Annotated in this window: 23 protein-coding genes and 1 tRNA gene; 7 read left to right on the plus strand and 17 right to left on the minus strand. The window is 49.6% G+C overall.

Going from position 1 to position 24,525, the window contains the following annotated elements; genetic code table 11:
• Positions 1 to 7 precede the first annotated feature (7 nt).
• The 7 genes from G451_RS0110980 to lysS all read right to left on the minus strand — a co-directional run bounded on the left by G451_RS0110980 (position 8) and on the right by lysS (position 9,210).
• Positions 8 to 1,435 (minus strand): sigma-54 interaction domain-containing protein, encoded by a 1,428-nt coding sequence (locus G451_RS0110980; protein WP_245587807.1) that lies wholly within the window; start codon positions 1,433 to 1,435, stop codon positions 8 to 10.
• Between the two features lie 402 nt (positions 1,436 to 1,837).
• A complete protein-coding gene (gene fabZ / locus G451_RS0110985) occupies positions 1,838 to 2,305 on the minus strand; it encodes a 3-hydroxyacyl-ACP dehydratase FabZ (RefSeq protein ID WP_027184300.1) in 468 nt (155 codons plus the stop codon).
• 155 nt (positions 2,306 to 2,460) lie between these two features.
• Complete coding sequence (locus G451_RS0110990) at positions 2,461 to 2,961, minus strand: OmpH/Skp family outer membrane protein (RefSeq protein ID WP_034641779.1); 501 nt, start codon at positions 2,959 to 2,961, stop codon at positions 2,461 to 2,463.
• 98 nt (positions 2,962 to 3,059) lie between these two features.
• On the minus strand, positions 3,060 to 5,720 hold the full coding sequence (gene bamA, locus G451_RS0110995; RefSeq protein WP_027184302.1) for an outer membrane protein assembly factor BamA: 2,661 nt from the start codon (positions 5,718 to 5,720) through the stop codon (positions 3,060 to 3,062).
• Entirely contained in the window at positions 5,707 to 6,393 is a 687-nt protein-coding gene (locus tag G451_RS0111000; RefSeq protein ID WP_027184303.1) for an ABC transporter ATP-binding protein, read from the minus strand. Before G451_RS0111000 ends, bamA begins: the two co-directional genes overlap by 14 nt.
• The gene (locus G451_RS0111005) at positions 6,386 to 7,615 is read right to left on the minus strand and encodes a lipoprotein-releasing ABC transporter permease subunit (protein ID WP_027184304.1); all 1,230 of its coding nucleotides are present in this window, start codon (positions 7,613 to 7,615) and stop codon (positions 6,386 to 6,388) included. The genes G451_RS0111000 and G451_RS0111005 overlap by 8 nt, the downstream gene beginning before the upstream one ends.
• Positions 7,612 to 9,210 carry a lysine--tRNA ligase gene (gene lysS, locus G451_RS0111010; RefSeq protein ID WP_027184305.1) on the minus strand — a complete coding sequence of 533 codons (1,599 nt, stop codon included), beginning with the start codon at positions 9,208 to 9,210 and terminating at the stop codon, positions 7,612 to 7,614. The genes G451_RS0111005 and lysS overlap by 4 nt, the downstream gene beginning before the upstream one ends.
• A gap of 300 nt (positions 9,211 to 9,510) precedes the next feature.
• Here lysS and G451_RS0111020 point away from each other — a divergent pair.
• A tRNA-Asn gene (locus G451_RS0111020) sits at positions 9,511 to 9,586 on the plus strand.
• 231 nt (positions 9,587 to 9,817) lie between these two features.
• Here G451_RS0111020 and G451_RS0111030 read toward each other — a convergent pair.
• Positions 9,818 to 10,195 carry a hypothetical protein gene (locus G451_RS0111030; RefSeq protein ID WP_027184308.1) on the minus strand — a complete coding sequence of 126 codons (378 nt, stop codon included), beginning with the start codon at positions 10,193 to 10,195 and terminating at the stop codon, positions 9,818 to 9,820.
• Between the two features lie 166 nt (positions 10,196 to 10,361).
• Between G451_RS0111030 and G451_RS0111035 the strand changes: the two genes are divergently transcribed.
• Positions 10,362 to 10,634, plus strand: a complete 273-nt coding sequence (locus tag G451_RS0111035) for a hypothetical protein (RefSeq protein WP_027184309.1) — start codon at positions 10,362 to 10,364, stop codon at positions 10,632 to 10,634.
• A 178-nt stretch (positions 10,635 to 10,812) separates the two neighbouring features.
• Here G451_RS0111035 and G451_RS0111040 read toward each other — a convergent pair whose 3' ends face one another.
• From G451_RS0111040 to G451_RS0111055, 4 genes are all read right to left on the minus strand, one after another.
• Positions 10,813 to 11,442, minus strand: a complete 630-nt coding sequence (locus G451_RS0111040; RefSeq protein ID WP_027184310.1) for a tetratricopeptide repeat protein — start codon at positions 11,440 to 11,442, stop codon at positions 10,813 to 10,815.
• Between the two features lie 5 nt (positions 11,443 to 11,447).
• Entirely contained in the window at positions 11,448 to 11,822 is a 375-nt protein-coding gene (locus G451_RS0111045; RefSeq protein ID WP_027184311.1) for a hypothetical protein, read from the minus strand.
• A gap of 6 nt (positions 11,823 to 11,828) precedes the next feature.
• Positions 11,829 to 12,530, minus strand: a complete 702-nt coding sequence (locus tag G451_RS28875; protein ID WP_051261390.1) for a YkgJ family cysteine cluster protein — start codon at positions 12,528 to 12,530, stop codon at positions 11,829 to 11,831.
• 160 nt (positions 12,531 to 12,690) lie between these two features.
• Positions 12,691 to 12,879, minus strand: a complete 189-nt coding sequence (locus G451_RS0111055; RefSeq protein ID WP_027184312.1) for a ferredoxin — start codon at positions 12,877 to 12,879, stop codon at positions 12,691 to 12,693.
• Positions 12,880 to 13,270: 391 nt separating this feature from the next.
• Between G451_RS0111055 and G451_RS0111060 the strand changes: the two genes are divergently transcribed.
• Positions 13,271 to 14,212, plus strand: a complete 942-nt coding sequence (locus G451_RS0111060; protein WP_027184313.1) for a glycosyltransferase family 2 protein — start codon at positions 13,271 to 13,273, stop codon at positions 14,210 to 14,212.
• 88 nt (positions 14,213 to 14,300) lie between these two features.
• Here the strand turns inward: G451_RS0111060 and G451_RS0111065 are convergent, their stop codons facing one another.
• The 4 genes from G451_RS0111065 to G451_RS0111085 all read right to left on the minus strand — a co-directional run bounded on the left by G451_RS0111065 (position 14,301) and on the right by G451_RS0111085 (position 17,552).
• On the minus strand, positions 14,301 to 15,653 hold the full coding sequence (locus G451_RS0111065) for a trypsin-like peptidase domain-containing protein (protein WP_027184314.1): 1,353 nt from the start codon (positions 15,651 to 15,653) through the stop codon (positions 14,301 to 14,303).
• Between the two features lie 5 nt (positions 15,654 to 15,658).
• Positions 15,659 to 16,510, minus strand: a complete 852-nt coding sequence (htpX, locus tag G451_RS0111070) for a zinc metalloprotease HtpX (RefSeq protein WP_027184315.1) — start codon at positions 16,508 to 16,510, stop codon at positions 15,659 to 15,661.
• Between the two features lie 106 nt (positions 16,511 to 16,616).
• Positions 16,617 to 17,069, minus strand: coding sequence for an Hsp20/alpha crystallin family protein (locus G451_RS0111075; RefSeq protein ID WP_027184316.1), 453 nt, complete (start codon positions 17,067 to 17,069; stop codon positions 16,617 to 16,619).
• 264 nt (positions 17,070 to 17,333) lie between these two features.
• Positions 17,334 to 17,552 carry a Trm112 family protein gene (locus G451_RS0111085; protein WP_245587808.1) on the minus strand — a complete coding sequence of 73 codons (219 nt, stop codon included), beginning with the start codon at positions 17,550 to 17,552 and terminating at the stop codon, positions 17,334 to 17,336.
• A gap of 120 nt (positions 17,553 to 17,672) precedes the next feature.
• Between G451_RS0111085 and G451_RS28880 the strand changes: the two genes are divergently transcribed.
• Both G451_RS28880 and G451_RS0111095 read left to right on the plus strand, forming a co-directional pair.
• Positions 17,673 to 18,530 carry a PHP domain-containing protein gene (locus G451_RS28880; protein WP_034641786.1) on the plus strand — a complete coding sequence of 286 codons (858 nt, stop codon included), beginning with the start codon at positions 17,673 to 17,675 and terminating at the stop codon, positions 18,528 to 18,530.
• A 19-nt stretch (positions 18,531 to 18,549) separates the two neighbouring features.
• Positions 18,550 to 19,203 (plus strand): CBS and ACT domain-containing protein, encoded by a 654-nt coding sequence (locus tag G451_RS0111095; protein WP_027184319.1) that lies wholly within the window; start codon positions 18,550 to 18,552, stop codon positions 19,201 to 19,203.
• A 57-nt stretch (positions 19,204 to 19,260) separates the two neighbouring features.
• Here the strand turns inward: G451_RS0111095 and G451_RS28885 are convergent, their stop codons facing one another.
• The gene (locus G451_RS28885; protein ID WP_051261392.1) at positions 19,261 to 20,475 is read right to left on the minus strand and encodes a geranylgeranyl reductase family protein; all 1,215 of its coding nucleotides are present in this window, start codon (positions 20,473 to 20,475) and stop codon (positions 19,261 to 19,263) included.
• Positions 20,476 to 20,628: 153 nt separating this feature from the next.
• On the opposite strand from G451_RS28885, the gene G451_RS28890 reads away from it, so the two are divergent.
• Both G451_RS28890 and G451_RS32670 read left to right on the plus strand, forming a co-directional pair.
• Positions 20,629 to 21,315, plus strand: coding sequence for an HAD family hydrolase (locus G451_RS28890; RefSeq protein ID WP_034641788.1), 687 nt, complete (start codon positions 20,629 to 20,631; stop codon positions 21,313 to 21,315).
• A 125-nt stretch (positions 21,316 to 21,440) separates the two neighbouring features.
• Positions 21,441 to 24,494 (plus strand): response regulator, encoded by a 3,054-nt coding sequence (locus G451_RS32670; protein WP_084448508.1) that lies wholly within the window; start codon positions 21,441 to 21,443, stop codon positions 24,492 to 24,494.
• The last annotated feature ends 31 nt before the right edge of the window (positions 24,495 to 24,525 follow it).

A 24,525-nucleotide genomic window follows, 5' to 3' on the forward strand; every position in this document is an offset into this window, starting at 1 on the left:
TCCCTCTCTATTGCCCATCAATGCCGTGTTGTTTCATTTTGCGCCACAAAGTACTCCGCCCCCAGCCAAGTATATCTGCAGCCATGCCTCGCCGCCCCCCCGCCTGGATCAGGGCATCAAGAATCATACGGCGCTCCACATCATTCCAAGTCGTACTTTCACTTGAAGATTTGGCTTCTTTTCGCTCTGACTCAAAATGTCCAGATATCATCATCGGCGCCTCAGACGATTCAGTACAAATGGGTTCATACTGAGATTCAAGCAGATAGGCTGGTAAATGCGAAATGCGTATCCGTTCATTTCCGCAAATATTGACGGCATATTCAACAATATTCCGTAACTCCCGGACATTTCCGGGGTATGGATAGCGCATCAGCAACTCTAACGCTTCGGGGGAAAATGCTTTGACCGCATTATTGAATTTTGCTTTGAAAAAATGAAGAAAATGATCAAGCAACAGCCGAACATCCTCTCCTCTTTCGCGAATAGGAGGCATATGCAAACGAACAACGTTCAACCGAAATAGCAAGTCCTGACGAAATCGCCCTTCGCGTACACAACGATCAAGATCGCGGTGTGTTGCCGCAACCACCCGAACATCAACGGGAACCCCTTTGGTACTCCCCAATGGATAAATAATTTTATCATCAAGAAATGTGAGCAGTTTCACTTGCAAAGCCAAAGGCAAGTCCCCAATCTCGGTGAGAAACAATGTTCCATTTTGTGCCAATTTAAAACGTCCCGGCTTATTTTCCACGGCGCCGGTAAATGCACCTTTCGTATGGCCAAATAATTCGGACTCAAGCAAAGTCTCAGGAAGAGCTCCACAGTTCACCTTAACAAACGGTCCCTTCGCTCGATTTGACGATTTATGAATGGCTTCTGCCAACAGATCTTTCCCCGTTCCTGTTTCACCGGTGATCAAGACCGATGAATCGGTCTGGGAGATGCCCGGCAAAATCTCAAAAATACGTTCCATTTGAGGGCTGTTTCCCACCATTTCTGCAAAAGTGAACGCTTGGTGTTTTTTGACGTCCAATTCGGCAAAAAGACGCATGTCTTCAACAGCTTCGAGATACCCGACAAAACGGCCCTGGCTATCCCGGATAGGTGCAAAAGAGAGACGAACAGGAATACGCTGACGATCTCGATTGATAATGTCGGCTTCAGTGACAAACGAACGGCGTTGCGGATTGACGTCTTGAAGAGGACAAGCATCCACACAATGATTTGACCGAAAAACGTATCGGCAAGAAATACCGCACGCTTCTTGACGGGAATAGCCAGTCAGAGCCTCAGCAGCGCGGTTTAACCCGATAACCACACCCGTAAGGGATAAAAACGCCAAAGGAATGGGAACCTCATCCAAAAGCGGCATCAGATCTACAGGATTGGAAAACAACCCGTGGATCAAGGGGGAGGGTGATGCGTTCACGATATTATATCTCCCGGCGATCTCATTCTCGGCCAATCTATCTGGCCGGGGCAAGCCCAGTGTACTGTTTCATATTGACGCAAAAAGAGTAATGCACCTTCGCAAAAAGACGAGGTACGATCAAGAAAATACCAATCATATTGCATCACTTAGAGGATCAACATTTTCGATCCTACCTTTTTCCAAAAAATGATGCCAATGACAATTGGAATTTATGCGTTTTTCTTTGCCCGAACAGGAACTCCGTCTTGAACAAAAAAACGCACTTTTGAAACATCTTGGTAGCGCGGGGAAAATAAGGACTGGATAGCGAGAAGGGGAGGTCACCTCCCCTCATCTCTGATATGTCGCGATACGTCGAAAAGCGGTCTGTCGAGAGTGCTATTCCCGATCTATCAGAATTTAGTCCATGCTGGACCGATCAACGATGGCCGCAGTAAGCAATGCCGTAGCCGCAACTTCACCATCAACCGTCGCTTTCGCCGACATTTTCCAAATATTGCGTTTATGCTTTATATCGAAGCATTCGAGATCGAGACGATCCCCAGGGACCACCGGCCGTCGAAATTTAACCTTATCCATACCGGCAAAAAGAAACGCTTTGTCGACCAGTGGCTCCGGACTTTGTTTCACGACAAGTACCGCGCCAGACTGAGCAAGCGCTTCCAAAATGAGCACGCCCGGCATGACGGGGAGTCCCGGAAAATGTCCCTGAAAAAAGGGCTCATTGATGGTCACATTCTTATATGCCCGGAGCGATTCGCCTGGCGTATAGTCAACAATTCTATCGACGAGCAAAAAGGGATAACGGTGAGGAATAAGGGTGAGAATCTCTTTCGCATTAATCATACGGCTTGTATCAACAGTCATGTGTATTTCCTTGTACCGACGCGACATGTCCGCTACGGGAAATCGCGGCGTCGAACGGCGCTGAGGTCGAAAAAACCGGCCGGACCGCTCTTCAGAGCGTCCGGCCGGCAGGATAAAGCGAAAAAATGCGTTGGAGCCGAACCCGGCGTACCGACTTATCTGTCAACTAACTTGATGACCTTGTCGGTGATATCCAACTCACTTTTATAATAGGGGACGCTCCGGGCTTCCAGGATAAGATCAAACCCTTTCTGCCGGGCATAATCGTCAACGGCCTTCTGCATCTTCGCAACAATAGGATCAAGCAACCGCTTTTGTTCAGCCTGGAATTCCTGTTGGAACGCATTGCGTGCATTCATAAACTGCTGCAACTGAGACTCAAATTGAGTTGCTTTTTCACGTTTGGCTTTGTCGCTCAAGATACCGGATTTAGACAATTCTTCACGCAACGTTTTCAGTCGGCTCTCTTGAGCTGAGAGTTGTTTTTCTCTGGATTGAAACTTGCGTTTGAGTTGGCTCATCGCTGACTTGCCAAGACGGGTTTTAACCAAAGCATCGTCGAGGTTGATGACACCGACTTTAGACTGAGCCATAGATGGAACAACAGAAACAGCCATAAAAAATGCAGTCAACAACACGACGGTTAACTTTCGCATATATTCTCCTTCATACTGGTTTGGTCGCGGGCCAATTATTATATCTGGCCCGCATCTCACGTTTTACTGACCTTGTAAAGGCCATGTGCATATTTCTCTTAAAAAGATTGTCCGACGGTGAATCCGATCTGGTGTGGTTCCATATTATGCCGATCAGCATCGAGGCCGTAGCCATATTCGACACGGAAGAGGCCCATGGGCGAGTACCAACGCAAGCCCACACCGACACCTTTGTAGAGATCGAAACCATCATTGTCGTCCCAGGCGCTGCCCATGTCAAAGAACGTTACGCCCTGAACACCGTGTGTCTTACTGATATTAAAAATCCATTCAAAGTTCGTATAAAACTCTCGCGTGCCACCAATACGTTCACCGGTCCACGGGTCACGCGGTGAGATTTTATCAGCCTCATATCCGCGGACGGTCTTGATGCCCCCAAGATAAAAGCGCTCATAGACAGGAATCGAACCGCTCGTGTTATCAAAGATAGCAGCAGCATGCCCTTTCCAGTGGAACACCGAATCCCAGAACAGCGGGTAGAAGAAGTTCGACGTAAATCCCGGTTTGATGAACGCATCATCCCCACCCAGAACACCACCGGCAAACTGGAAGGACAGTTCGTTGATGGTCCCCTTTGTCGGCTTTGTGGCACTATCCGTGGTGTCACGTGTCGCGGCAAGGTAAAGCGAGCTACTCCAATGTTCACCGCTGGATTCAACGATGACGGATGAGGCGTAGGGATTGGTGTCGTAGATATTGTACCAATCGAGTCGATACACCAAGTCGAGCATGGTGTATTCACCCACGGGGTACGCGAAGCGCAAGGCACCACCAACGGTGTCCTTCTTGTAGTCATCGAACTTCCGATAGTGGTTGTAGAGATCAAGTCCTACCGTCAAGTCCGAATCATACAGACGCGGGTTGGTAAAATTGAACTGGAAGCGTTGTGTCCGGCCGCTGAACATTCCGCCGAAACGTGCGGAATAGCCTTTTCCAAACAAGTTGCGCTCGGTGATGGTACCACCGACAAAGACACTGTCCGAGGTGGAGTAACCGGCACCGACCGCAATCGATCCGGTATTTTTATCCTTCACCTTGACGAGCATATCCACTTCGGCTGGATTATCCGTCGGAACCGGTTCAATATCAATCTTTTCAAAGAAGTCGAGTTTTTCGAGACGCTCATTGGAACGACGCAGCTTGGAGCCGCTAAACATCTGACCGTCGGCGAGCTTAAGCTCACGTCGAATGACGTTGTCACGCGTCTTTTCATTGCCCTCAATAAGCACGCGCCGAATATAGACCTTACGTCCCTTGTCAATGACATAGGTGATGTTAATCTTTTTCTCGGCTTCGTTTTTCTCCAACTCCACATCGATGTCGGCAAAAGCATAGCCGTAATCAGCGTACAGTTCGGTCAACATATTGATGTCGTCCCGCAAAACGGAACGATCGAAAAAGGATCCATCGTCGGAGAGTTCATCGAAATGAATGTACTCCATGAAGGCCTTGTCTTCTTCGAGCAAATCACCGCGAAACGCCACCGAACCAACGCGATACCGTTCTCCTTCTTGAACAGGGAACGTAATATGAATGCCATCGTCGGCAATATCCACTCGCGGTTGGCCAACGCGGGCATCAACAAAACCGCGGTTTGCGTAATAGGCTTCAATCGCCGCGGCGTCCCGTTCGAGTAATTCTTCTTTAAGCACCCCCGTGCCCAAAATCCACGAGAGGAAATCACGTTCGGATAACGAAAGCTCGCTTTTCAGATCATCGGGGTCAATCTGCTTGGCACCTTCGATGGTGATGTTCGTAATATAGAGCTTCTTGGCATCGCGAACCACGATGTTGAGACGCGCCCGGCGTGCGTCGGCTGCTTCCAGCTCGTACGTGACGTCAACTTTGTAGTAGCCTTCTTTACGGTAGAGGTCGCGAATCTTATTCAGATCGTCGGCCAGCACGTCGAGGTTAAGTACCGAGCCCGTTTTCGTGTTCATGACCTCCAGAATATCGTCTTTATCGATATCTCCGGCGCCAATCACACTAATGGCCTGAATGCGCGGCTTTTCGCTCACCACAAAGATAAGTTTGGTTCCGCCGGCAATATCTTCGGTGCGAACCTGGACGTCATCAAAATATCCAAGTTTGTATAGTCGCTTGAGATCATCATTCACTTGGCGGGGATCGTATCGATCTCCTACCTGACTTTTGATCTTGAGGAGCACGACGTCTTTGTCCAAAATATCGTTGCCTTCAACGTCAATCTCGACAATGCGCCCACCGGGTAAAGCCATTGCAGCAATGGTGTCGGCGGCCTCGGCTACAGCCGGTTGAAGATTGATCAATCCTTTTTTTGTGACAACGATCGGAACGGCTTTGCCGGAAGAAAGCTTCAATACCTCGGCATCAAGGCTGATGGACTCCCCCACCTGGTTGAAGCTGCCATATACAGCCATTCCAGCACCGGCGCTTCGAGCTGCCTTACTCGCTTGGTTTTGGCTCAATGCTTTGCTTGTCCCGTTTGGAGCGTTTGCGGCCACAACCACACTCACTCCATTGCTCCGCAATTGATCGGCCAAAAGGGCCGGCAGACTCTTTGCGATAGCAGATGTTTTACCGGGAGCATTCACGGCAAAAGGCAGGATGACCACCTTTGTCGGTGCTTCATCCTGCGCGCTCACAGGGTTGGAATGCAAGGCGACAATCATCGCCAGAAAAAAACATACCAAAACAGAAAGGACGTTAGGCCTGCCCATAGAGTTCTCCGCCGTGTAGTTCCAACTGTTTTCCCATCCGATGGGCCAGTTGCAGATTATGAGTGACCACCACAAGTGTCGTGCCCAAGTCTTCATTCAGACCGGCAAGCAGCTCGCCTGCAGCCTCACCCGTTTTTTCATCAAGATTCCCTGTAGGTTCATCGGCAAGAAGAACCCGCGGGTGCAGCAAAACGGCTCTGGCAATGGCAGCACGTTGTCGCTCGCCACCGGAAAGCGTTGTTACCTTGTGATCGAGCCGATGTCCAAGCCCAACCAAGCCGAGGGCTGTGGTTGCCGATTCCAAAGCAACCTCACGATGTTCCCCGGCAATGAGCGCAGGCATGGCAACATTTTCCCGCGCGGTAAATTCAGGCAACAAATGATGAAATTGAAAAACAAACCCGATTTCCCGATTCCGAACAGCTGCAATTTTCCGTGGTCCCAACCGAGCCAGATCCCGCCCCCCAAAAAGCACACTTCCGGATGTCGGAACATCCAGCCCACCCAAAAGGTGGAGCAAAGTTGATTTCCCCGATCCCGAAGCCCCCAAAATCGCAAGGGAGGATCCGGCATGGATGTTCAGATTGACGTTTTTCAACACATCAATGGTTTCATTGGGACCGATAAATTGTTTTGTTACGGCCGACAATTCGTACACAAAGGGATTATTCATGCCGTAACGCATCCGCCGGTTTGAGGCTTGCGGCCTGACGGGCCGGATATATAGTGGCGACAAAGCAGATAACAAGAGCCACAATGCCGACAAGAGCCAAATCAGACGCTTCAAGCCGAATGGGCAGATGATCCATGGGATAAACGTCGGGCGGCAGCTTGATGAATTGATATTTCTTCAACAACAAGCTGACCGGGACTCCGACAAGGAAGCCAAGAAGCGTTCCAGTGATACCGATGATAGCCCCCTGCACCATAAAAATGCGGCGGATACTCGACCGGGTACACCCCATGGACATAAGAATGGCGATGTCTTTCGTCTTTTCCATAACGAGCATGACAAGCGCCGTGACAATGCTGAAGGAGGCCACGAGAACAATGAGTAGCAAAATGACGAACATGGCCGTTTTTTCGAGTTTCAGCGCAGCGAATAAGTTGGCGTTCATTTCCATCCAGTTGCGAACCCGATGAGGGTATCCGCCAAGCGCTCCCAGCACGGCCTGGGCGATGTCGTCGGCAGCATACACATCGTTTACGCGAATATCCAGTCCTGTCACCAGATCCTGCTGGAAGCCCCAGAGGTTTTGAGCCGCGGGGATATCGACATAGGCCAGAGATGAATCGTATTCGAACATGCCGGACCGAAACATACCGACAACTTTGAAAATCTTTACCGATGGTGTAAATCCGGCAGCGCTCATTCTCCCTGTCGGTGACATGAGGCTGACCGTATCGCCAACAATAACTCCCATACGGTCGGCCAACTCTTTGCCTAAAATAATACCGGGTAATCCTTCCGGACGCACCAGGTCGGAGAGCTGCCCCGCAACCATGTCGCGTTCGAGATTCAAGACCTTTTTGGCTTTTTGAGGATCAATCCCCCGCAAAACCACGCCTTTATACCCGCCATTTCCCCGGAGCATCGCTTCGGAATAGACAAATGGCATAACCCCGGTAACACCGGGGACTTTGGCGGCAATCGCTGCTTTTTCATGGTAATCGTGCATCGTAATACCAGCATCGAAAACCATGACGTGTGAGCTATACCCGAGCATTTTGTCTCGCAAATCCGTGGTAAACCCGCTCATTACTGCCAAAACGATAATGAGCGCGGCCACCCCCAGACCGACTCCCAAAATGGAGAACATGGAGATGACCGAAATGAACGCTTCCTTCCGTTTGGCGAATAGGTAGCGTAGCGCGACAAAAAACTCGAATCTCATGCTGAAGAGGGGCCCGCCTCAAGCCTAAGTAAGGGGAACAGGATGACTTCGCGAATCGATGGCGAGTCAGTCAGCAGCATGACAAGTCGGTCAATCCCGATACCTTGCCCGGCAGCTGGTGGCATGCCGTATTCCAACGCGCGGACATAGTCTTCGTCCATGCGATGCGCTTCGTCGTCACCGGCTTCTTTTTCCTTCACTTGTTCTTCGAAACGAAGCCGTTGGTCCACGGGATCATTAAGCTCGGAAAAAGCGTTCGCCATTTCGCGACCACAAATAAACAGTTCGAACCGATCCGTGACATCCGGATTCTGGTCATTGCGTCGGGAAAGCGGCGAAATGTCCGTCGGATAACTGTAAATAAAATGTGGTTGAATGAGTTTCGGTTCAACGAACAGGTCGAACAGCTTGGCCTGCACTTTACCGAGTCGGTCCCCTTTGAGGACCTTCTCACCATGCTTTTTCACGTAATCGCTAGCCGCCTCGAAATCATTGTAGAGTTCGGGAGTAAGGCCGCCGACTTTTTCCAGGGATTCATGGAACGTCAGTCGTGTCCAGGCACCTTTAGCCAAATTGATGGCCTGTCCCTGGTACTCGATAGTTGTATCTCCACACACGGCTTGAGCCAGTCCGGAAAACAACTCTTCCGTCAGGTCCATGAGATTATCCATGGTCGCATAGGCCCAGTAAAATTCACACATGGTGAATTCCGGGTTATGTTGCGTCGAAATGCCTTCATTGCGAAAATTGCGCCCGATCTCATAGACACGCTCAAACCCGCCAACGAGCAAACGCTTCAGGTAAAGCTCAGGGGCAATGCGCATATAGAGTTTCATGTCCAACGCATTGTGGTGCGTCTCGAATGGTTTCGCCGTTGCACCACCAGGAATGGCCTGCATAAGCGGCGTCTCCACTTCCATGAATCCGCGATCATTAAAAAACCGGCGCATTTCACTGATAATCTTCGTCCGCTTGGCAAAGATCTCCGATGTTCTCGGCGTCACAATCAGATCGACATATCGCTGACGATACCGGGTTTCGACATCTTTGAGCCCATGATATTTTTCCGGCAGGGGTCGCATGGACTTGGTGAGCAACATGACTTCGCAACACCGCAGTGTCAGCTCACCGGTTTTTGTACGAAACAATGTTCCGGCAACACCAACAATATCGCCGATATCAAGCTTTTTGAACGAATTGTAGATGTCCGCTCCAAGGTCTTCCTTGGAGGCAAAACATTGCATTTGACCGGATCGGTCACGTACGTGAAAGAACAGGACCTTTCCAAAGGACCGCTGAGACATGATTCGGCCGGCAAGTCTGAAGGAAACATCTTGCGCAGCAAGTTGTTCTTCGTCAGCATCACCATACTCATCAAGAATCGTCTTGACGTCCGTGTCCTTTTGGAACGTATTGGGATACAAATCCACACCGGTATCGAGGAGTTGGCATGCTTTGGCCACACGGTTTTTGAAGACTTCGTTCAATTCACCGTTACGGTCCAGACTTTCCAACAGCGGATAAAACCGCTCCACATGCTCGGACTTGACCGGCAGTTTGTATTGCTTTTTTTTCTTTGGGCTATCTTGGGTCAACGCGCTCTGCTCCGCTTCATACATATTCTTGTAAAGTCGAAAGTGCCTACGAGAATTTAAAGACCGCGTCAAGAAAGCCCGCAATCTGTCAACGAGTCTTGTCTGAATTTTACAAGACCAAGACACTTTCCATTGGTTTGACCCCCCTCTTCTGCTCCTCCCAAGCGAACAAGGCAAGCCTGTTTGCCCATCAATTTTCGCGAAAAAAAACTTTTTTTAACTTTTTTTATTTTTTTTGTTGACAGAACCCCCACCTTACCCCTAATAGCTTTTTTCGCGCTGACGGCGCAAGCCACACAATCCCTGGTAGCTCAATCGGCAGAGCGGGTGGCTGTTAACCACTAGGTTGGCGGTTCGAGTCCGTCCCGGGGAGCCAGAAGAATCAAGGGTCCAGTTGAAAAACTGGACCCTTTTTTCAGTTTTGGCCATTTTGCCACGTCAAAGCAGAGCACACACCAATCTTTTTCTTGCCCCCTTCACGGGCTCCACAAAAAATATCGAAAATCCCTGTCATGCCACATGACAGGATGATCAAGCCCGACGTCCACATGACGAGACAGCCCAACAGGGTGACGTATCGTATGCGAAAGCCGGGCTCCATCCATGCTTAGGTTCCGATGTCGTTGTTATGATAGATTTTGGCTTCAGTTTTTTCCGGATTTTTTTGCCTATGCATATATTGATTGCGCGCTTTCTCGGCCAGCCTGCCCACAATATCGGGAAGATCTGAGGTTTCCCAGATTTCCGTAAATTCGGGTTTCGCCTTCAGCGCGTCAGACACCTCATAAAATGGTTTGTCTTCAGCAAATGCGATAATTTCATATCGCCCTCTGCCGGCCTCCTGGAATACATTGTCGAGCAAGTCATCCATAATCTGTCCGAAAAACTTCTTCACATCTTCCGTGGATTCGGCCTCCGTCATCATGCGACGAAACTGCGACGCGACCGGGCTTTCATACTTCGTGAAAGACAAACGTTTGCTCATAGTTTCTCCTTGGGCCTTGGAATTTTCTTGAAGAATAAAGATAATCCATTGTCGTCTTTTTGACCAGATATCTTGCAATTTTTTCAATGTTCTCGCTTCTCCAACGAGATCCACGAACGGCCTGTATTTTGCATGATTAACAAGTAAACCCAAAGGAGAGGCAAAAATGACCACCAGTATCACCGGTTTGACCTCCGGTCTTTTTCAACAAGGCGGTCTGGGTATTGATAGCTTGACCCGCCGTCAGGACTCGGCCGACGCCGTCAACTCTTCCTCGAAGCCCCATGATGAAGTTCGCCTTTCTAGCATTACGACACAACAAGAAGCAGCCGATGCCCTGGCATTTGTTACCCAGTCAGGCGGAGATATCTCAGAAGTCCACAGTGGACTTGATCCTGCTCGTGTCGCGCAACTGATCGGCTTGTTCGACGACGAATAGCCAAGGACGATTGTCGGCACGTCCAGTTGTATTCCTTGCTATAAAGACACTTCATCTGCGCCGGCTCGACGTGTTTCAACCACGAAAAAGCCTGGGGCGCTGTCACGTATTTGACGTGACAGCGCCCCAGGCTTTTTATGGGCCGTGTTTCCCCGACCCTCTCCACTGGATACTGAAATTATCCGTCAGCGCGGTGCGGTGCTAATTCGTCAAGCACTTCCTGCGGGACAGAATAGCCCGACGCCAAGGCCTGGTCGCAATGCTCGATGGCTTTCGCGAATTCACCTTTTTCAATATAAGCCAAGCACAGATTGTTATGTGCAGGACCGAATTTGGGCTGAAGTCGGATAGCTTTCAAACTCTCTTCAATCCCGCCTTCAATATCACCACTCATAAAATAGGCGCTTCCCAGGGTGGAAATAGCCTGAACAAACTGAGAATCAAAGCGGATAGCTCGTCTCAGGGAATCAATGGCTTTATCCACATCTCCTTTCTGGAGGAAGACAAACCCGATGTTTCCATGCGGAACCGCAAATCGAGGACGAGCTTTCGTCGCCATAAGATTATACCGCAGGCAATCATCAAGGTCACCACGATGCAAAGCGATGCCACCAAGTTGTACAAAGCCTTCGGCCAACGTCGGAGAGCACTCCGTCGCTTTCATGAACTCGCGCTCAGCATCTTCGATGCGCCGTTTCGACAAGTAGGCCACACCCAAATTGTAATGCGTATTGCCGCACTGGTCATTTTTTTCCAGCTTCTTTTCAAGCTCGACAATGTATTCGTCTGTAGACTTGTTATCGGTCATTGTGATTAGTCCGCCTTGTTTTCTGCCATGCTTGCGCTATGGCCTTCTTTCTCGAGGAGTTCCGTGTACCACAGAACAAAATCGCGCATGCCGATTTGGCGTTCCCGATGATTTGTCAGTCCGACACAAGCTTCCCACGCTCCCTTCAGGTATTCTCCCTGAGAAACGTGTCCTTTGCGTGAGCCCAAAAATTCGTTCATGAGCTGCTGCGTTGTCCGCTTGGTCGGGTCTTGCCGAATATCAATGGGATCGAACGGCTTCTGAAAAGGATTCCATTGGTCGTAGCCGATTTTATCGATGAATTTTCGTCGACGAGGCGAAATCTTCTCATAAATCGCCTTTTTTTGCGCTTCGAATTCATCAATGGGGTCGTCACTCATACCGTCCTACTCCTTCGTCGAAGCGGGCGAATCAGGCCCCTGACCATCGTCATCACCGTCCTCTAAACCGAAAAACTCTTCATCATAACGCGATAGGATAGCCTGCGAGACCGGAGCAAGAGAACGAGACAAATGACTAAACCGCGTCGGCAGGTCGTCGATCAACGCCTGTGACAAAGCTAAAAGACGCTCCTGGACTTTATCCATTTTGACGGTTGGATAATTTCCTCCAGGCTGGAATCCAGACTTTCCGCACGTTCTGGACTGTCCCCCGATTTCCATGGGAATGCCGTACAAGCGACACGTGATGGGTCGGTGCGCATAGGCAATACACATATCGGAGTCATTCAACAGTGGGCATCGAATGCGTTCTTTGCCCATAGTTTCCAAAATCTCCATATCATCCATACCGCGCTGCTGTGCTTTATAAGCTTGGCGTTTGAGCCGAAACAGCTCACGGTCGGCCCTGTTGGCGAGTTCTTCCAGCTGGGAGAGCGCTTCTCCAGATCCGATGCTGGAGCGAAGATGATAATTGAGGTAAACTGCTTCCACCAGCGTAATATCAAAAACTGCATGACAACAATCACTGCATTTGACCGTACAGGTGACACCATCGCCACACTGCTCTTTGACACGGCCAAAAACCGCATCGACTTCGGAACACAGCTTTTCATACGCTTCGAAATATTTGGAAAAATCCAATGCCATCCGTTTGCTCCGGATACCGGTCGGTCGCTGTTTTCGGCAAGAGCCGTCAACGTAAGCGATGTTTGGACGCCGCGTTGATACGACGAAAAGAATATAAACGGGAGCGGTCAAGGTGCGCGACCGCTCCCGTCAACAATGCGAACAATAACAGAAAAAGAGCTTAGTCTTCTTCGATGGTCAGAGCATCCTGCTCACAAACTTCGATGCAGGATTCGCAGCCCAGGCATTCTTCTTCGTTAACAGCAACGGCTTTGCCGTCCTGCAGTTCGTAAACTTCGACGGGGCAGACATCTACGCATTCGCCGTCGCCAGTGCACTTGTCCGTGTCGATGGTGATTTTGTAACCCATTTTTTTCCTCCAGTGGTTTAGTAAGTGGCATACCGAATCTCCGGCGTGGGGAACGGGTCGGATGCGCTGAATACATCATTTTGACTTGCGGCCCGACACCGCCGGCAACGAATGTATCCCGTGAACCTTCTTAGGTATTTTGGGATCGCTTTATCCTTTTAACATCCCAAGCTGATTGGTTCGTCAAAAGCCTTTGTTGCCTTAGCCACATCTTTTTCTCAGTGTCAAGCGTCACACACAGCCAGCTTGAACTTTCTCCATCGATTTCAAATTGTTGAAGCTGAAGAAAAAAATTAAAAACCAAACCTAAAGTTTTTTTGTTCCATGGCCGACAAGTTAATTGGTGAACTCAGTATGCCACCGTAGTCCATATCAAATTAAGGTTTCTATTATGGCCAAGATCAGTGTTCTCAAACCACCCACAAACAGTATCAAGCCGGTCTTGATGCTTCTCACGTCGCACCGGCTCGACTGTTTCATGCTGTGCGTCAAGTGCCTTGAGCGATTTACCGATCTTAGTCGACTCAAAAGAATATACGTGTTGGCAAACAGCGTCACCGAAGAGCATGCAGCGGTCATCGAACGGTTTCGCAATCGCCATTCAAACGTTTCTGTTCTTGATTGCCGACCACGCGGACTTATCCCAGCGGTCAATATTGCTCAAAATACGCTTCTTGCCCGCCATGGGCACGACGTCATTATCAAGATTGAAGAAGATCTCTTTGTCACGCCCAATTGGCTTGAACATCTCCTGCATGCCTACCAATTGCACCGGCATAGAACAGATGTTCCGGTACTTTCACCGTTAACTCCAGTCAGTGCGACAGGACGTCATAGCCTCATCCCATTTCTCAATGCGGCGTACCCGTCTGAACGGTCCATGTTTGCAGGCCCACCAGTTGAAGACAACTGGGTATATCATCGTTGGATTTGGGACAAAGTGCTTACCGACAACCTCGTGGAGTCATTCCTCGAACAAGGTCCTCAACCTTATGACTATCTCAACTTTCTCAATGTCAATTGTATTATCTACGACCAACGTCTCATTCAGAAAGTCCTTCCTCTCCCTGTGCGCCGCTATCCCAATACGGCATCCACGGAAAATATAGCTTTTAACAAAGCGCTATGGGAAAACAATCTCAAGCTCGGCATCATCAATACAAGTATTGTCCACCATTATAGTCATGCACGGTGTGAAGAGTATTTACGTACCCATATTCCACTGGATTCGGTCTGGCGATTCTTGTCCGGTATCAATGTTGATACGCCTCCGAAGCGAGTTCCTCAATTGCCCCCCTCCACAGCGCTCCGGTTGCGACGAGCCGTCCGTTGACCATCGTAGAGAATATCAAAAATTTAAAAAGCGATCCTTCCGTTTCGGCAGGATCGCTTTTTATTATGTTTCTATGTCAAGAACCAGCCTAAACCTGGAAACGTACCCTATATAATCGTCCATCACGTGACACAATGAATATCAAAGAATTTTGCATCCGATACAATAAAGCCGCCTTGATGAAATCATCCATATCAGACAATGTTGTTGAGCCGATTTTCAAAATGCGATCGCCGGAACGCAACCCAATTTTTCCAGCCGCTGATCCTGGCTCTACAACCGAGACCAAGATACCCGATCCCTTTTTCGCAGGAAGAGCTTTGAGTCCCCAACGAATCGAAATGATTCTCATGGCATCGTCTGTTGTAAACGGCGTTGCCCGGGCTGTCATATCAAAGGGCTTTCCTTTCCGATGCACGCGCAAGGTTAATGTTTCGCCAGCCGTCGCGTTCCGCAGCACGCTAACGAAATGCTCCTTGTCGACAAGAGGCACCCCCGCAACCGATAAGATGACATCTCCCGGCACAAGGCCCGCACGTTCAGCTTCAGTCCCTTTGTAGACTTCGGTCACGAGTAAGCCATTCATTGAGGCAAGCCCAAAATACGACGCCATAGCGCCATCTAAACTTTGACCGGCCAGACCGAGCCAGACGGGGCTGACTTTGCCTGTTCCAACCAGTTCGGCAACAACACGTTTCGCTTTATCAATAGGAATGGCAAAACCGATTCCTTCGGCTCCAGCTTGAATTGCTGTGTTAATGCCGACTAATCGACCATGAATATCAAGAAGCGGTCCCCCGCTATTGCCGGGATTAATCGCCGCATCGGTTTGAATAAGGTCGGTATACATACCTCCCTTGGTCTCTAGAGAACGCTTTACGGCTGAAACAACACCGGTCGTTACGGTATTGGAATATCCGTAAGGATTCCCAATGGCGATAACGGTTTCTCCCATGAGCAAACCAGCAGAGTCTCCCATTTCCAGCTGGGGTAACCCCTTGGCATTTTCCAAGTGGAGTACGGCGAGATCGAAATCAGGTTCCGAAGCCACAAGTTCTGCGGTAAATTCTCGGCCATCAAGAAGTTTGGCCGTGATATACCCACCTTCGGAAATAACGTGCGCATTCGTTAAAACCAAGCCTTTCTGACCATCGATAATCACCCCCGACCCCAGACTTTGCCGCTTTTGCGATCGCATCTGGTCAAAGGCGTCTCCAAAGAATTCCTGCGGGAACATCCCGTGAAACGGCGACGTTGGAGTGCGTGTCTCTACAGTTGTCGTGATGTTGACGACAGCCGGAGACGCCGCCATGACCGCGCGAACAACCGGGGTGATGCGAACCTCATCCGCCGGAACAGCCGCCAGCGCCTGCATGGCGATACAGACCAGCATGCAGACACTAAGCGTTATGTATTGCAATTTTCTCCAGTTTCGAGACACAACAGCTATCTCCCGGCCATTTGCTGCAACCGGCGAATACGATCTTCCGTCGGGGGGTGCGTGCTGAACAAATTTCCCATGGAATGACCGGAAAACGGATTCACGATGAACATGTGTGCTGTAGCCGGATTGGCCTGTACACGATGCCCTCGGGCATAGCTATCCAGTTTACCAAGAGCCGAAGCCAGGGCCAACGGCGTGTGCGAGAGCTCGGCACCGGTTGCATCAGCCAGATATTCACGGGATCGTGAAATCGCCATTTGAATCAGGCTCGCTGCAATCGGGGCAAGAATCGCCAACAGTATGGCTCCGAAACCGCCTATGCCGCCCTCGTCGTCGTTGGAGGATCCCATGCCGAAAATAGCACCCCATTGGAGCATATTGGCAATCATCATGATTGCTCCTCCCATGGTGGCGGCAATGGTTTGAATGAGAATGTCCCTATTCTTGATATGCCCCATCTCATGAGACAGAACTCCGCGAAGCTCTTCAGGAGAAACAAGATGTAAAATACCTTCGGTAACAGCAACAGCGGCATGGTGAGGATCACGCCCCGTTGCAAACGCATTGGGAGCATCGCCGGGCACAAGATAAATACGAGGCTTCGGTAAACCCGCATTGTGTGCCAACTCCTCAACCATACGATGGAGCCCCGGAGCATCGGCTGCATCGAGTTCTCTGGCTCGGTACATGGACAGGACAATCTTGTCGGAATACCAATAGCTCCCAATATTCATAACGAGAGCCAGACCAAACGCGATGACAAGGCCAGCACGGCCACCAAGTGCACCGCCGAGAAAAATGATCAGTGCAGTCATGAGCCCAAGAAGCAAGGCTGTCTTGATTTGACTGGTCATAGAAATTCTCCTTTTGAAAATAGAAAAGCTGCTGCTCGCGATCTGCGGGCAGGATATGTTGTCGGTTCATCCGACGTATGACAGCAAATTTCCCAACGCCACCGAGTTAGGTGGCGATAATGATGCGCCGGCGCAATGATTGCGACCGTTTTTTGGGGATTGAGACTTCAAGCAAACCTGCAGCCATGACAGCCGAAATACTGTCTGCTTCAATGCCTTCGGGAAGCGTAAATTTTCTGGCAAAAGGTCCGTACGACCGTTCAAGCATTTGATAGACGCCGCCACTGGCATCTTTTTCAAATCTTCGCTCTCCATAGATGCGCAACTCTTTGCCGCTCACCTCGACGATAACGTCGTTCCTATCAACGCTGGCAAGCTCCACCCGAACCAGATATCCATCACGAGTTTCAATGATATCGGCACATGGAGTCCAGATATAACTACGCTTTCGGGACACGACATCTTGACGGAATGAAGACAGGGCTTCAGACATGACACGATCCATTTCGTCTTTCACGTCCTCAATCCCCATCCAGGGAGTCCAATTCAGTTTACCCATGAATTTTTTCCTTATCAGACCATTGAAAAAGCATACATCACAGGCTGTTCTTGTACGCCTCACGGTGAGACGCGCGGCATTCAAAAATGAACATACAGATATTTTGAACTCTGTACAGCCATGCAAACAGATATTTCCCCACAGCCTGTTATGGCAGCTCTCCCTCAAACCCAGTTTGTCAGACGCGATGTTTGAGAAAATACGCTTTTCATAATAATCTTGGGTAGAACAATGTCAATCATCGCACCTAGAAACAGACCATGCTCAGGACGAGGATCCCGAGGTCGATTTGGACGAGCGTTCTCCGCGATCCCAATTGGGTTTCGCCACAGCTTCATCCACGAGCATAATGGGAATATCCTCACGTATAGGGTAGACAACGTTACAGTCTTCGCAAAACAGACCCGTTTCACTGGTCACGGGAGTCAGATCGCCCTTACATTTGGGGCAAGCCAAAATTTCGAGAAGTTTAGGATCGAGCATAAGAATTGTCCTTATCGTTTTTTTCATGTCTATAGCTTGCTTGGCGTTGTCCTTCAACCAAAAGCCAGTCATTGACTTGTGTCATACAATTCCATAGCACGTAGAAAAAAGAGATACTATATGGCCATCATAGACCTGCATACCCACTCCACTGCTTCAGACGGCACCCTATCGCCAACTGACCTTGTTCACATGGCTAAAGACGCCAAACTTTCAGCCATCGCCCTGACGGATCACGACACGATCTCCGGTATTCCCGAGGCCCTTGATGCGGGTGCGCGTTATGGGATCAAAGTTATCGCGGGCTGTGAGCTTTCCGTCCATCTCGGTGATGTTAAATTTCATCTTCTTGGCCTGTTTCTCCCGGCATCTCCCGGTCGGCTAGCCACAGAACTTCATGAACTCCGCCAAAAACGACATGACCGCAACCATGTCATTGTGCAAAAATTGCGCGATATGGGCATTGATATCCGATACGAAGAGGTGACGGCTCTGGCCAAAGGAGCTGTCGGTCGTCCACACTTCGCTCAAGTTCTTGTAGATAAAGGCGTGGTCCATGACGTGGCAGAAGCCTTCGACATCTATCTCGGTGCCCGAGGGCGAGCATACGCACCCAAAGATGTTCTCTCTGCCGACAAAGCCATAGAACTTCTGGCCGAAGAAAACGCCCTCAGTATTTTAGCCCATCCCGGACTCATGCGCACGGATATGGATAAAATCGAAGCGCTCATCGTCAAACTGCATGAGATGGGCATGGATGGCATCGAAGCGTATTATACAGAACACACCCCGACCACAACAAAAGCATTTCTCGGAATCGCCAAGCGCTTGAACATGCCTGTCAGCGGCGGCTCGGATTTTCACGGAGGTGTTAAACCCAAAATTCGACTCGGTACGGGAACCGGCCGATTGCGCGTACCGTATTCTGTTTTAGACGAACTCTCTCGCTACCATTCTCGTAAATTCAATCACGTCTGATACGCCCAAGGAGGAAAGCATGCTGGTCAAACATTGGATGAGCACAGACGTCACAAGCGTCACTCCCGAAACTTCAATGATGCGTGCCTCAAAAACAATGAAGGAAAATGGATTACGTCGCCTGCCGGTCGTGAATGACAAAAATCGTGTTGTCGGTATCGTCACCGACTCCGATATCAAGGAGGCTTCCCCCTCCAAAGCGACGACCCTTGATGTCCACGAACTCTACTATCTCTTGTCGGAGATAAAAGTTGGTGACATCATGACGAAGAATCCTCTCACGGTGGCTCCCGACGATACCGTTGAAGAAGCAGCCGTGATTATGTTCGATAAAAAAATTGGCGGGCTGCCTGTTATCGATAAAGACAACTTCCTTGTCGGTATCCTCACCGAATCCGACGTCAACGAAGTCGTCATCAGCATTACCGGCGTCAAATACGGCGGTATTCAGCTCGCCATAGATCTGTCCGACGAGCCCGGGAACCTCCCGGAAGTTTTACGCAGCATCATTGCCAAAGGCGGCCGTATTTTATCCATTCTCACGGGCTATGATGAAACGCGAGGTAATGGACGACGAGTCTACATCCGTATTCGCGATATGGACCCCGCGCCACTGGCTGAACTTAAAGCTGATATCGACTCTAAATTCAATGTATTCTACTGGAAAGAATAGCTGACGTCTCATAATTTGGCACGTCCCCATGGGCGTGCCAAGTTTCTCTCACTCGTTTCACATCATCTGGGCCGCTCGGCCTGAGCGGGCATCCGATTTTCGATAATATGGCCGCTTGGCCAAAAATCTATATGACCGTCCGCCATGGACCATTTCCGCCAAACACTGTCCTCCTGCACGCAAAAAAAACTTCAGTGGAGCCAACATGCGAAGCGCTCGCAAACTTCCGTAAATAATCCGGCGTAGCCGTTTCGAATAAACAAGTTCAGGATAGATATCCATATCAAGGCCGGCTTTATACACTGGTGCAGGACTTGTGTCTGTCTCCAGAGCGTATGCGACAGCGTTCCCTGCCAGTTCCGCACTACGCATGGCATAATAAATGCCTTCCCCAAAAAGTGTTTCAACAAAACCAGCTGCATCACCGACAAGAAGCGCCTTGCGAAACACAGGGTTTTCCACAAAATTGCCATAGGGTAGCGCATGACCGCGTATATTTTCTCCCAATCCGTGCTCAAGTCCGAGGAAATGAAGAAATTCTTCGAACCGTTCGCGAAATTGACCATTATTTGAACGATTAAGCCCGCCAATACCTACAGCCAAACGATCACCGTGAGGAAACACCCACGCATACCCGGAACGAATAAACCCGGCATAGACCGTGGGAAACAATTCCATCAGGTCGGCATGTGGCCGAGAGACGCTGAGTGCGGCGTGACGGTCAAAATAAATTTCCAGAGCTGTCGCCAAATCCTGTTGCCAGATATCATTAGGAAGGGGGAATGAACGACGAACCACACTGGTTGCACCGTCTGCCCCAATAATGTACGTCGCCGAAACGGTTTCTCCATTTTCTAATACGATCGTTCCTGTCGCGGGATCGACACGTTTGACTCGCTCGGTTTGGCGCACTTCTGTTCCTGCGCTAACGGCTTTATTCAACAACAAAAGATCAAATACTCGACGGGAAACAAAATGAAAGGGTTGCGGTGTCCGTCCTTCGGATAACACCGTATTCTGATAGCGGATCCGGTATCCATAACAATGATGTGTCAGCGCACCACAATGCGCAAGCGTTTCAGCCGTTTCATCATGAACATGCCGAAGCAATTCCATGGATTTCCATGTGAGAAGGCCCGCGCACAACTTGTCGCGAGGAAATTGCTTTTTCTCGATGAGTAAAGTTTTGCATCCTTTGGAAGCCAGCACTGCAGCCGCCGTTGATCCAGCAGGCCCTCCTCCAATGACAATAACGTCATATGATTGTGTCATGGTCTTCAACCTAGTTCGGTCTTCTTGTTCGACGTAATGACAAACGGCAAAATTTCACATCATAGCAAACCACATGTATTCTGTTCCATACCGTGTTCGCATACATCCGTAAATCGTCAAAATGTTTGTTAACATCAACAACGTGATTCCCCCATGCCAATTTGCGCTATTATATTTGATTTCGACGGTACCCTTGCCGAACTCACCCTTGATTTCGACATTATGAAGTCACGCCTTTTCACAATGGGGCATGCCTATTTCGATTCCCCACCCAGTGTATATGACCGTCCTGCATTGGAATGGATCGAAGGGAGTGCCGGCCTTCTCCCCGAACCTCAAGCCAAAATGTTCAGACAGGACGCCATGAACATTATCCAAGGTATGGAAGTGGAAGCCGCAACCCGTGGTCGATTGTTTCCATTCACACGCATTGTTTTCAAAAAACTCAGACAGGTTGGCATCAAGACCGGCATCATTACACGCAACTGCCGCCCCGCGGTGCTCACGGTTTTTCCCGATTGGGCTGAGTATACGGACGTACTGCTTACTCGCGACGATGTTCCTTACGTCAAACCGAACCCAGCTCACCTTACGAACGCTCTCGAGAGGTTGGCAGTTCCTGTTGAACACGGTCTCATGGTAGGAGATCACCCCATGGATATTCAGACGGGGAAAAACGCCGGCACGTTGACAGCCGGCTCGGCCTCAGGACGCTTTTCCATTCATGCGCTCTTTCAGGCCGGTGCAGATTTTGCGGAAACGAATATTTCTATTCTGGTTGATGTTCTTCAAAAGAAGAACCTCGTTGCGCATGATACGCAATCAGAATCTATTTTATAAGCCGAAATCTGACACTCTTCCATGGACTTTTTTCGCACTTCATGCTCACGTAAAGACCAACGCGTATATCGTTTTCTCTCAAAAGCAATTGTTCATAACCATTATCGGTCAACCCCTGTAGGCCTATGAAATCCACACGCTTTTTGCGTCCTCCGTCATCATTGCGCGCGAAATTTCTTTTTATTATCATCCCGGTGACGCTGTTCAGCGTTTTCGTCTTCAGCGTATTGCTCTGGTATTTCTCCAACAGCACCATGGAACGTAATCTCCGCGTAAAAATGGATGCAATTCTCTCGACGCAACAAACTGCGCTTGCCGTTCCTCTTTGGCATAAAGATATCAAAAACCTGAAACGCATCGTCAAATCAATTGTGGATGACCCTGATGTTGTGACTGTTTCTGTGCTTGACGCACAAAAGAGCCTTATAACGCATCAATCCGACGCCACCCCGACACAAAAGAATGCCGTCAAATCCAATCGACAGCTCACCTATCAAACGGAATCTGGCCAGGACCAACTCGTTGGTTACCTTATCGTGTCCTTCACAGGCGACCGTTTCCAATTAAATTCTCTCAATCGTATCTTGCGTGGACTGACTTTTTTTTGCCTTCTCGGCTGCATCACCGCCTGTAGTGCGTTTTATGCTTATATCATCTTTGTCAGTCGACCATTGAAACGTTTTTTGCACACCCTCCCCAGCAGACACCGCTTCGCCTCCCCCATCGCCGATGAGGTCAACAACGTCATCACCGCCTATAAAGATCTCAGTGACCACCTCTTCAAAGGCGAACAAGCATTGGCCAAAAGCGAAGCACGTTTCAAAGCTCTGGCCGACTCCACAGCAGCCGGTATTGTCATGTTGAACAAAGGCATCCCCATTTACATCAACCCCTCAGGATTAGCCCTCTTTGGGTATGACGAAAAAAGCGCTCTTCGTTTCTGCAAGGGGCCTATTGATCGATTTCTCCACGAAGACGACGCCAACGCCGGGATCTGTCTTGCCCCCGACCTCACGCCGGATACTCCCCAGGCCAGTCGCTTCGAAGTACGTATTCGATCACGCAATGAAACGGTACGCTGGCTTGACTACATGGCTGTCATTTTCAACGACGCGGGGCTGGACATGATTCTGGCGTCCTTTATCGATATTACCGGACGCAAACGAATGGAAGAGGAGCTTACGCGTGCTCGGGACCGCGCAGAGGAGGCCAACCGTGCCAAAACCGAATTTCTGGCCAGTATGAGTCACGAAATTCGTACTCCGATGAACGCCATTGTCGGCATGTCCGAGATGCTTGATCAAACAGAACTGAATTCAGAACAGCGTCAATATGTCAACATCTTCCGGTCGGCCAGTGAAAACCTCATCACACTTATCGGCGATATTCTCGATATTTCCAAGGTAGAAGCGGGGCATCTTGAACTCGAACATATCGCATTCAATCTCTCGAATACGCTGGAAAAAACGTGTGAGATTCTGGCTGTTCGAGCCCATCAAAAACAACTCGAACTCGCTTGCCATATTCAACCCGGAACTCCTGTTCATTTATACGGAGACCCAGCACGCCTTCGACAGGTTCTCGTCAACCTTGTCGGTAATGCCGTTAAATTCACGAACAAAGGCCATATCCTTGTGACGGCAGAATGTGTACGCCTTGTCCCATCGCACAACAGTGAAGAAGCCCGGTTCCGGGCGACCTTGCGTATAGACGTCAATGATACCGGCATCGGTATTCCTACAGACAAGCTCTCAACCATTTTTGACAGCTTTACGCAGGTCGATTCTTCTATTACCCGAAAATATGGTGGAACCGGCCTGGGATTACATATATCCAAACGACTGATTGAGCTGATGGGAGGCGAGATATTTGTTTCGAGCATTCCTGACAAAGGAAGCATTTTCACCGTTGTCATTGATTTCGAAGCTGACGTTGATCCAATTCTGAAAAAAAGCAAACCCGTCGCGCAACTTGAAGGACGAAGCGTTCTTGTGGTTGACGATTTTCACGAAAATCTCCTCATCCTTGAAGAAACCCTGTCAAAGTGGGGAGCAACCGTCGCCACGGCGACAAATGGACAAGACGCTATAACGCTCTCCAATATCCGGCAGGAAACCGGTCATCCATTTGATATTCTCATCATTGATCGCACAATGCCTGATATGGATGGTTTTGCGACGATTGAACAGCTCAAATCATCAAGGACCTTCCCCAAAGGATGTATCCTGCTTTTATCAACAGACTTTACCTCCAGCGATATCGCCAAAGCGCATGAATTAGGTATCAAGCATTATTTAACCAAGCCTTTAAAACAAGAACGCCTGCGCCATGCCGTTGAAACGGTTCTTCAACCGGAGGCATCGCTTTCCCCTACCTCCGATGCTGTGTCTTCAACTTTGGCACCATCGCACTGGGGGGCACTGCGTCTTCTTGTCGCAGAAGATTCAGAATTCAACCAATATGTTATCAAAGCTTACCTCAAAGATACGTCATGCCAGCTCACCGTGGTCACCAACGGCCGTGAAGCCGTTGATGCTTTTATCGCGGGGTCTTATGATTTACTTCTTATGGATATACAAATGCCTATCCTTGATGGGTATGCCGCCATCCGTAAAATTCGTGAAATCGAATCTCAAACATTAGGCCAGCCTACTCCTATTATTGCTATGACGGCCTATGCCTTGGCCGGGGACAAAGAAAAGTGTCTGGCTGCAGGCTGCACCTCATATCTTCCCAAGCCAATAAAGAAGGATGCACTCTACCGTGCAATTGCCGATGCGTTACCGCACCTTCTGCACGATACGAACGAAGCCTCCTCCCCACATGACACGGAGCCGCAAATGCCTGAACTCCCAAAAGCCCCACACGACGAACAAAGCCCGATCATCGTGCAGGTTGATCCCGAATTTGCCGAAATAGCGCCCAAATTCCTCGACTCAGTCAAAGAGTTTACCCAGACGATCGAGATCGCGGCGCCCCAAAACGACTTCGAAACATGTCGGGTTCTTGGACATCGTATGAAAGGCGAAGGAAAAGTCTTTGGCTTGGCTCCAGTCAGTGAAATGGGTGCAACAATCCAGAAAGCGGCGATGGAATCGGACTCGACTCGGCTCTTATCCACCGTGACCGACCTGAAAGGTTATGTTGCCCGCGTTGTATTCGATACGGGCAGCGAATAGCTTGACACATTGTCGAATACTCCACGACGCG

The organism is Desulfovibrio inopinatus DSM 10711 (assembly GCF_000429305.1).
GTDB lineage: Bacteria > Desulfobacterota > Desulfovibrionia > Desulfovibrionales > Desulfovibrionaceae > Alteridesulfovibrio > Alteridesulfovibrio inopinatus.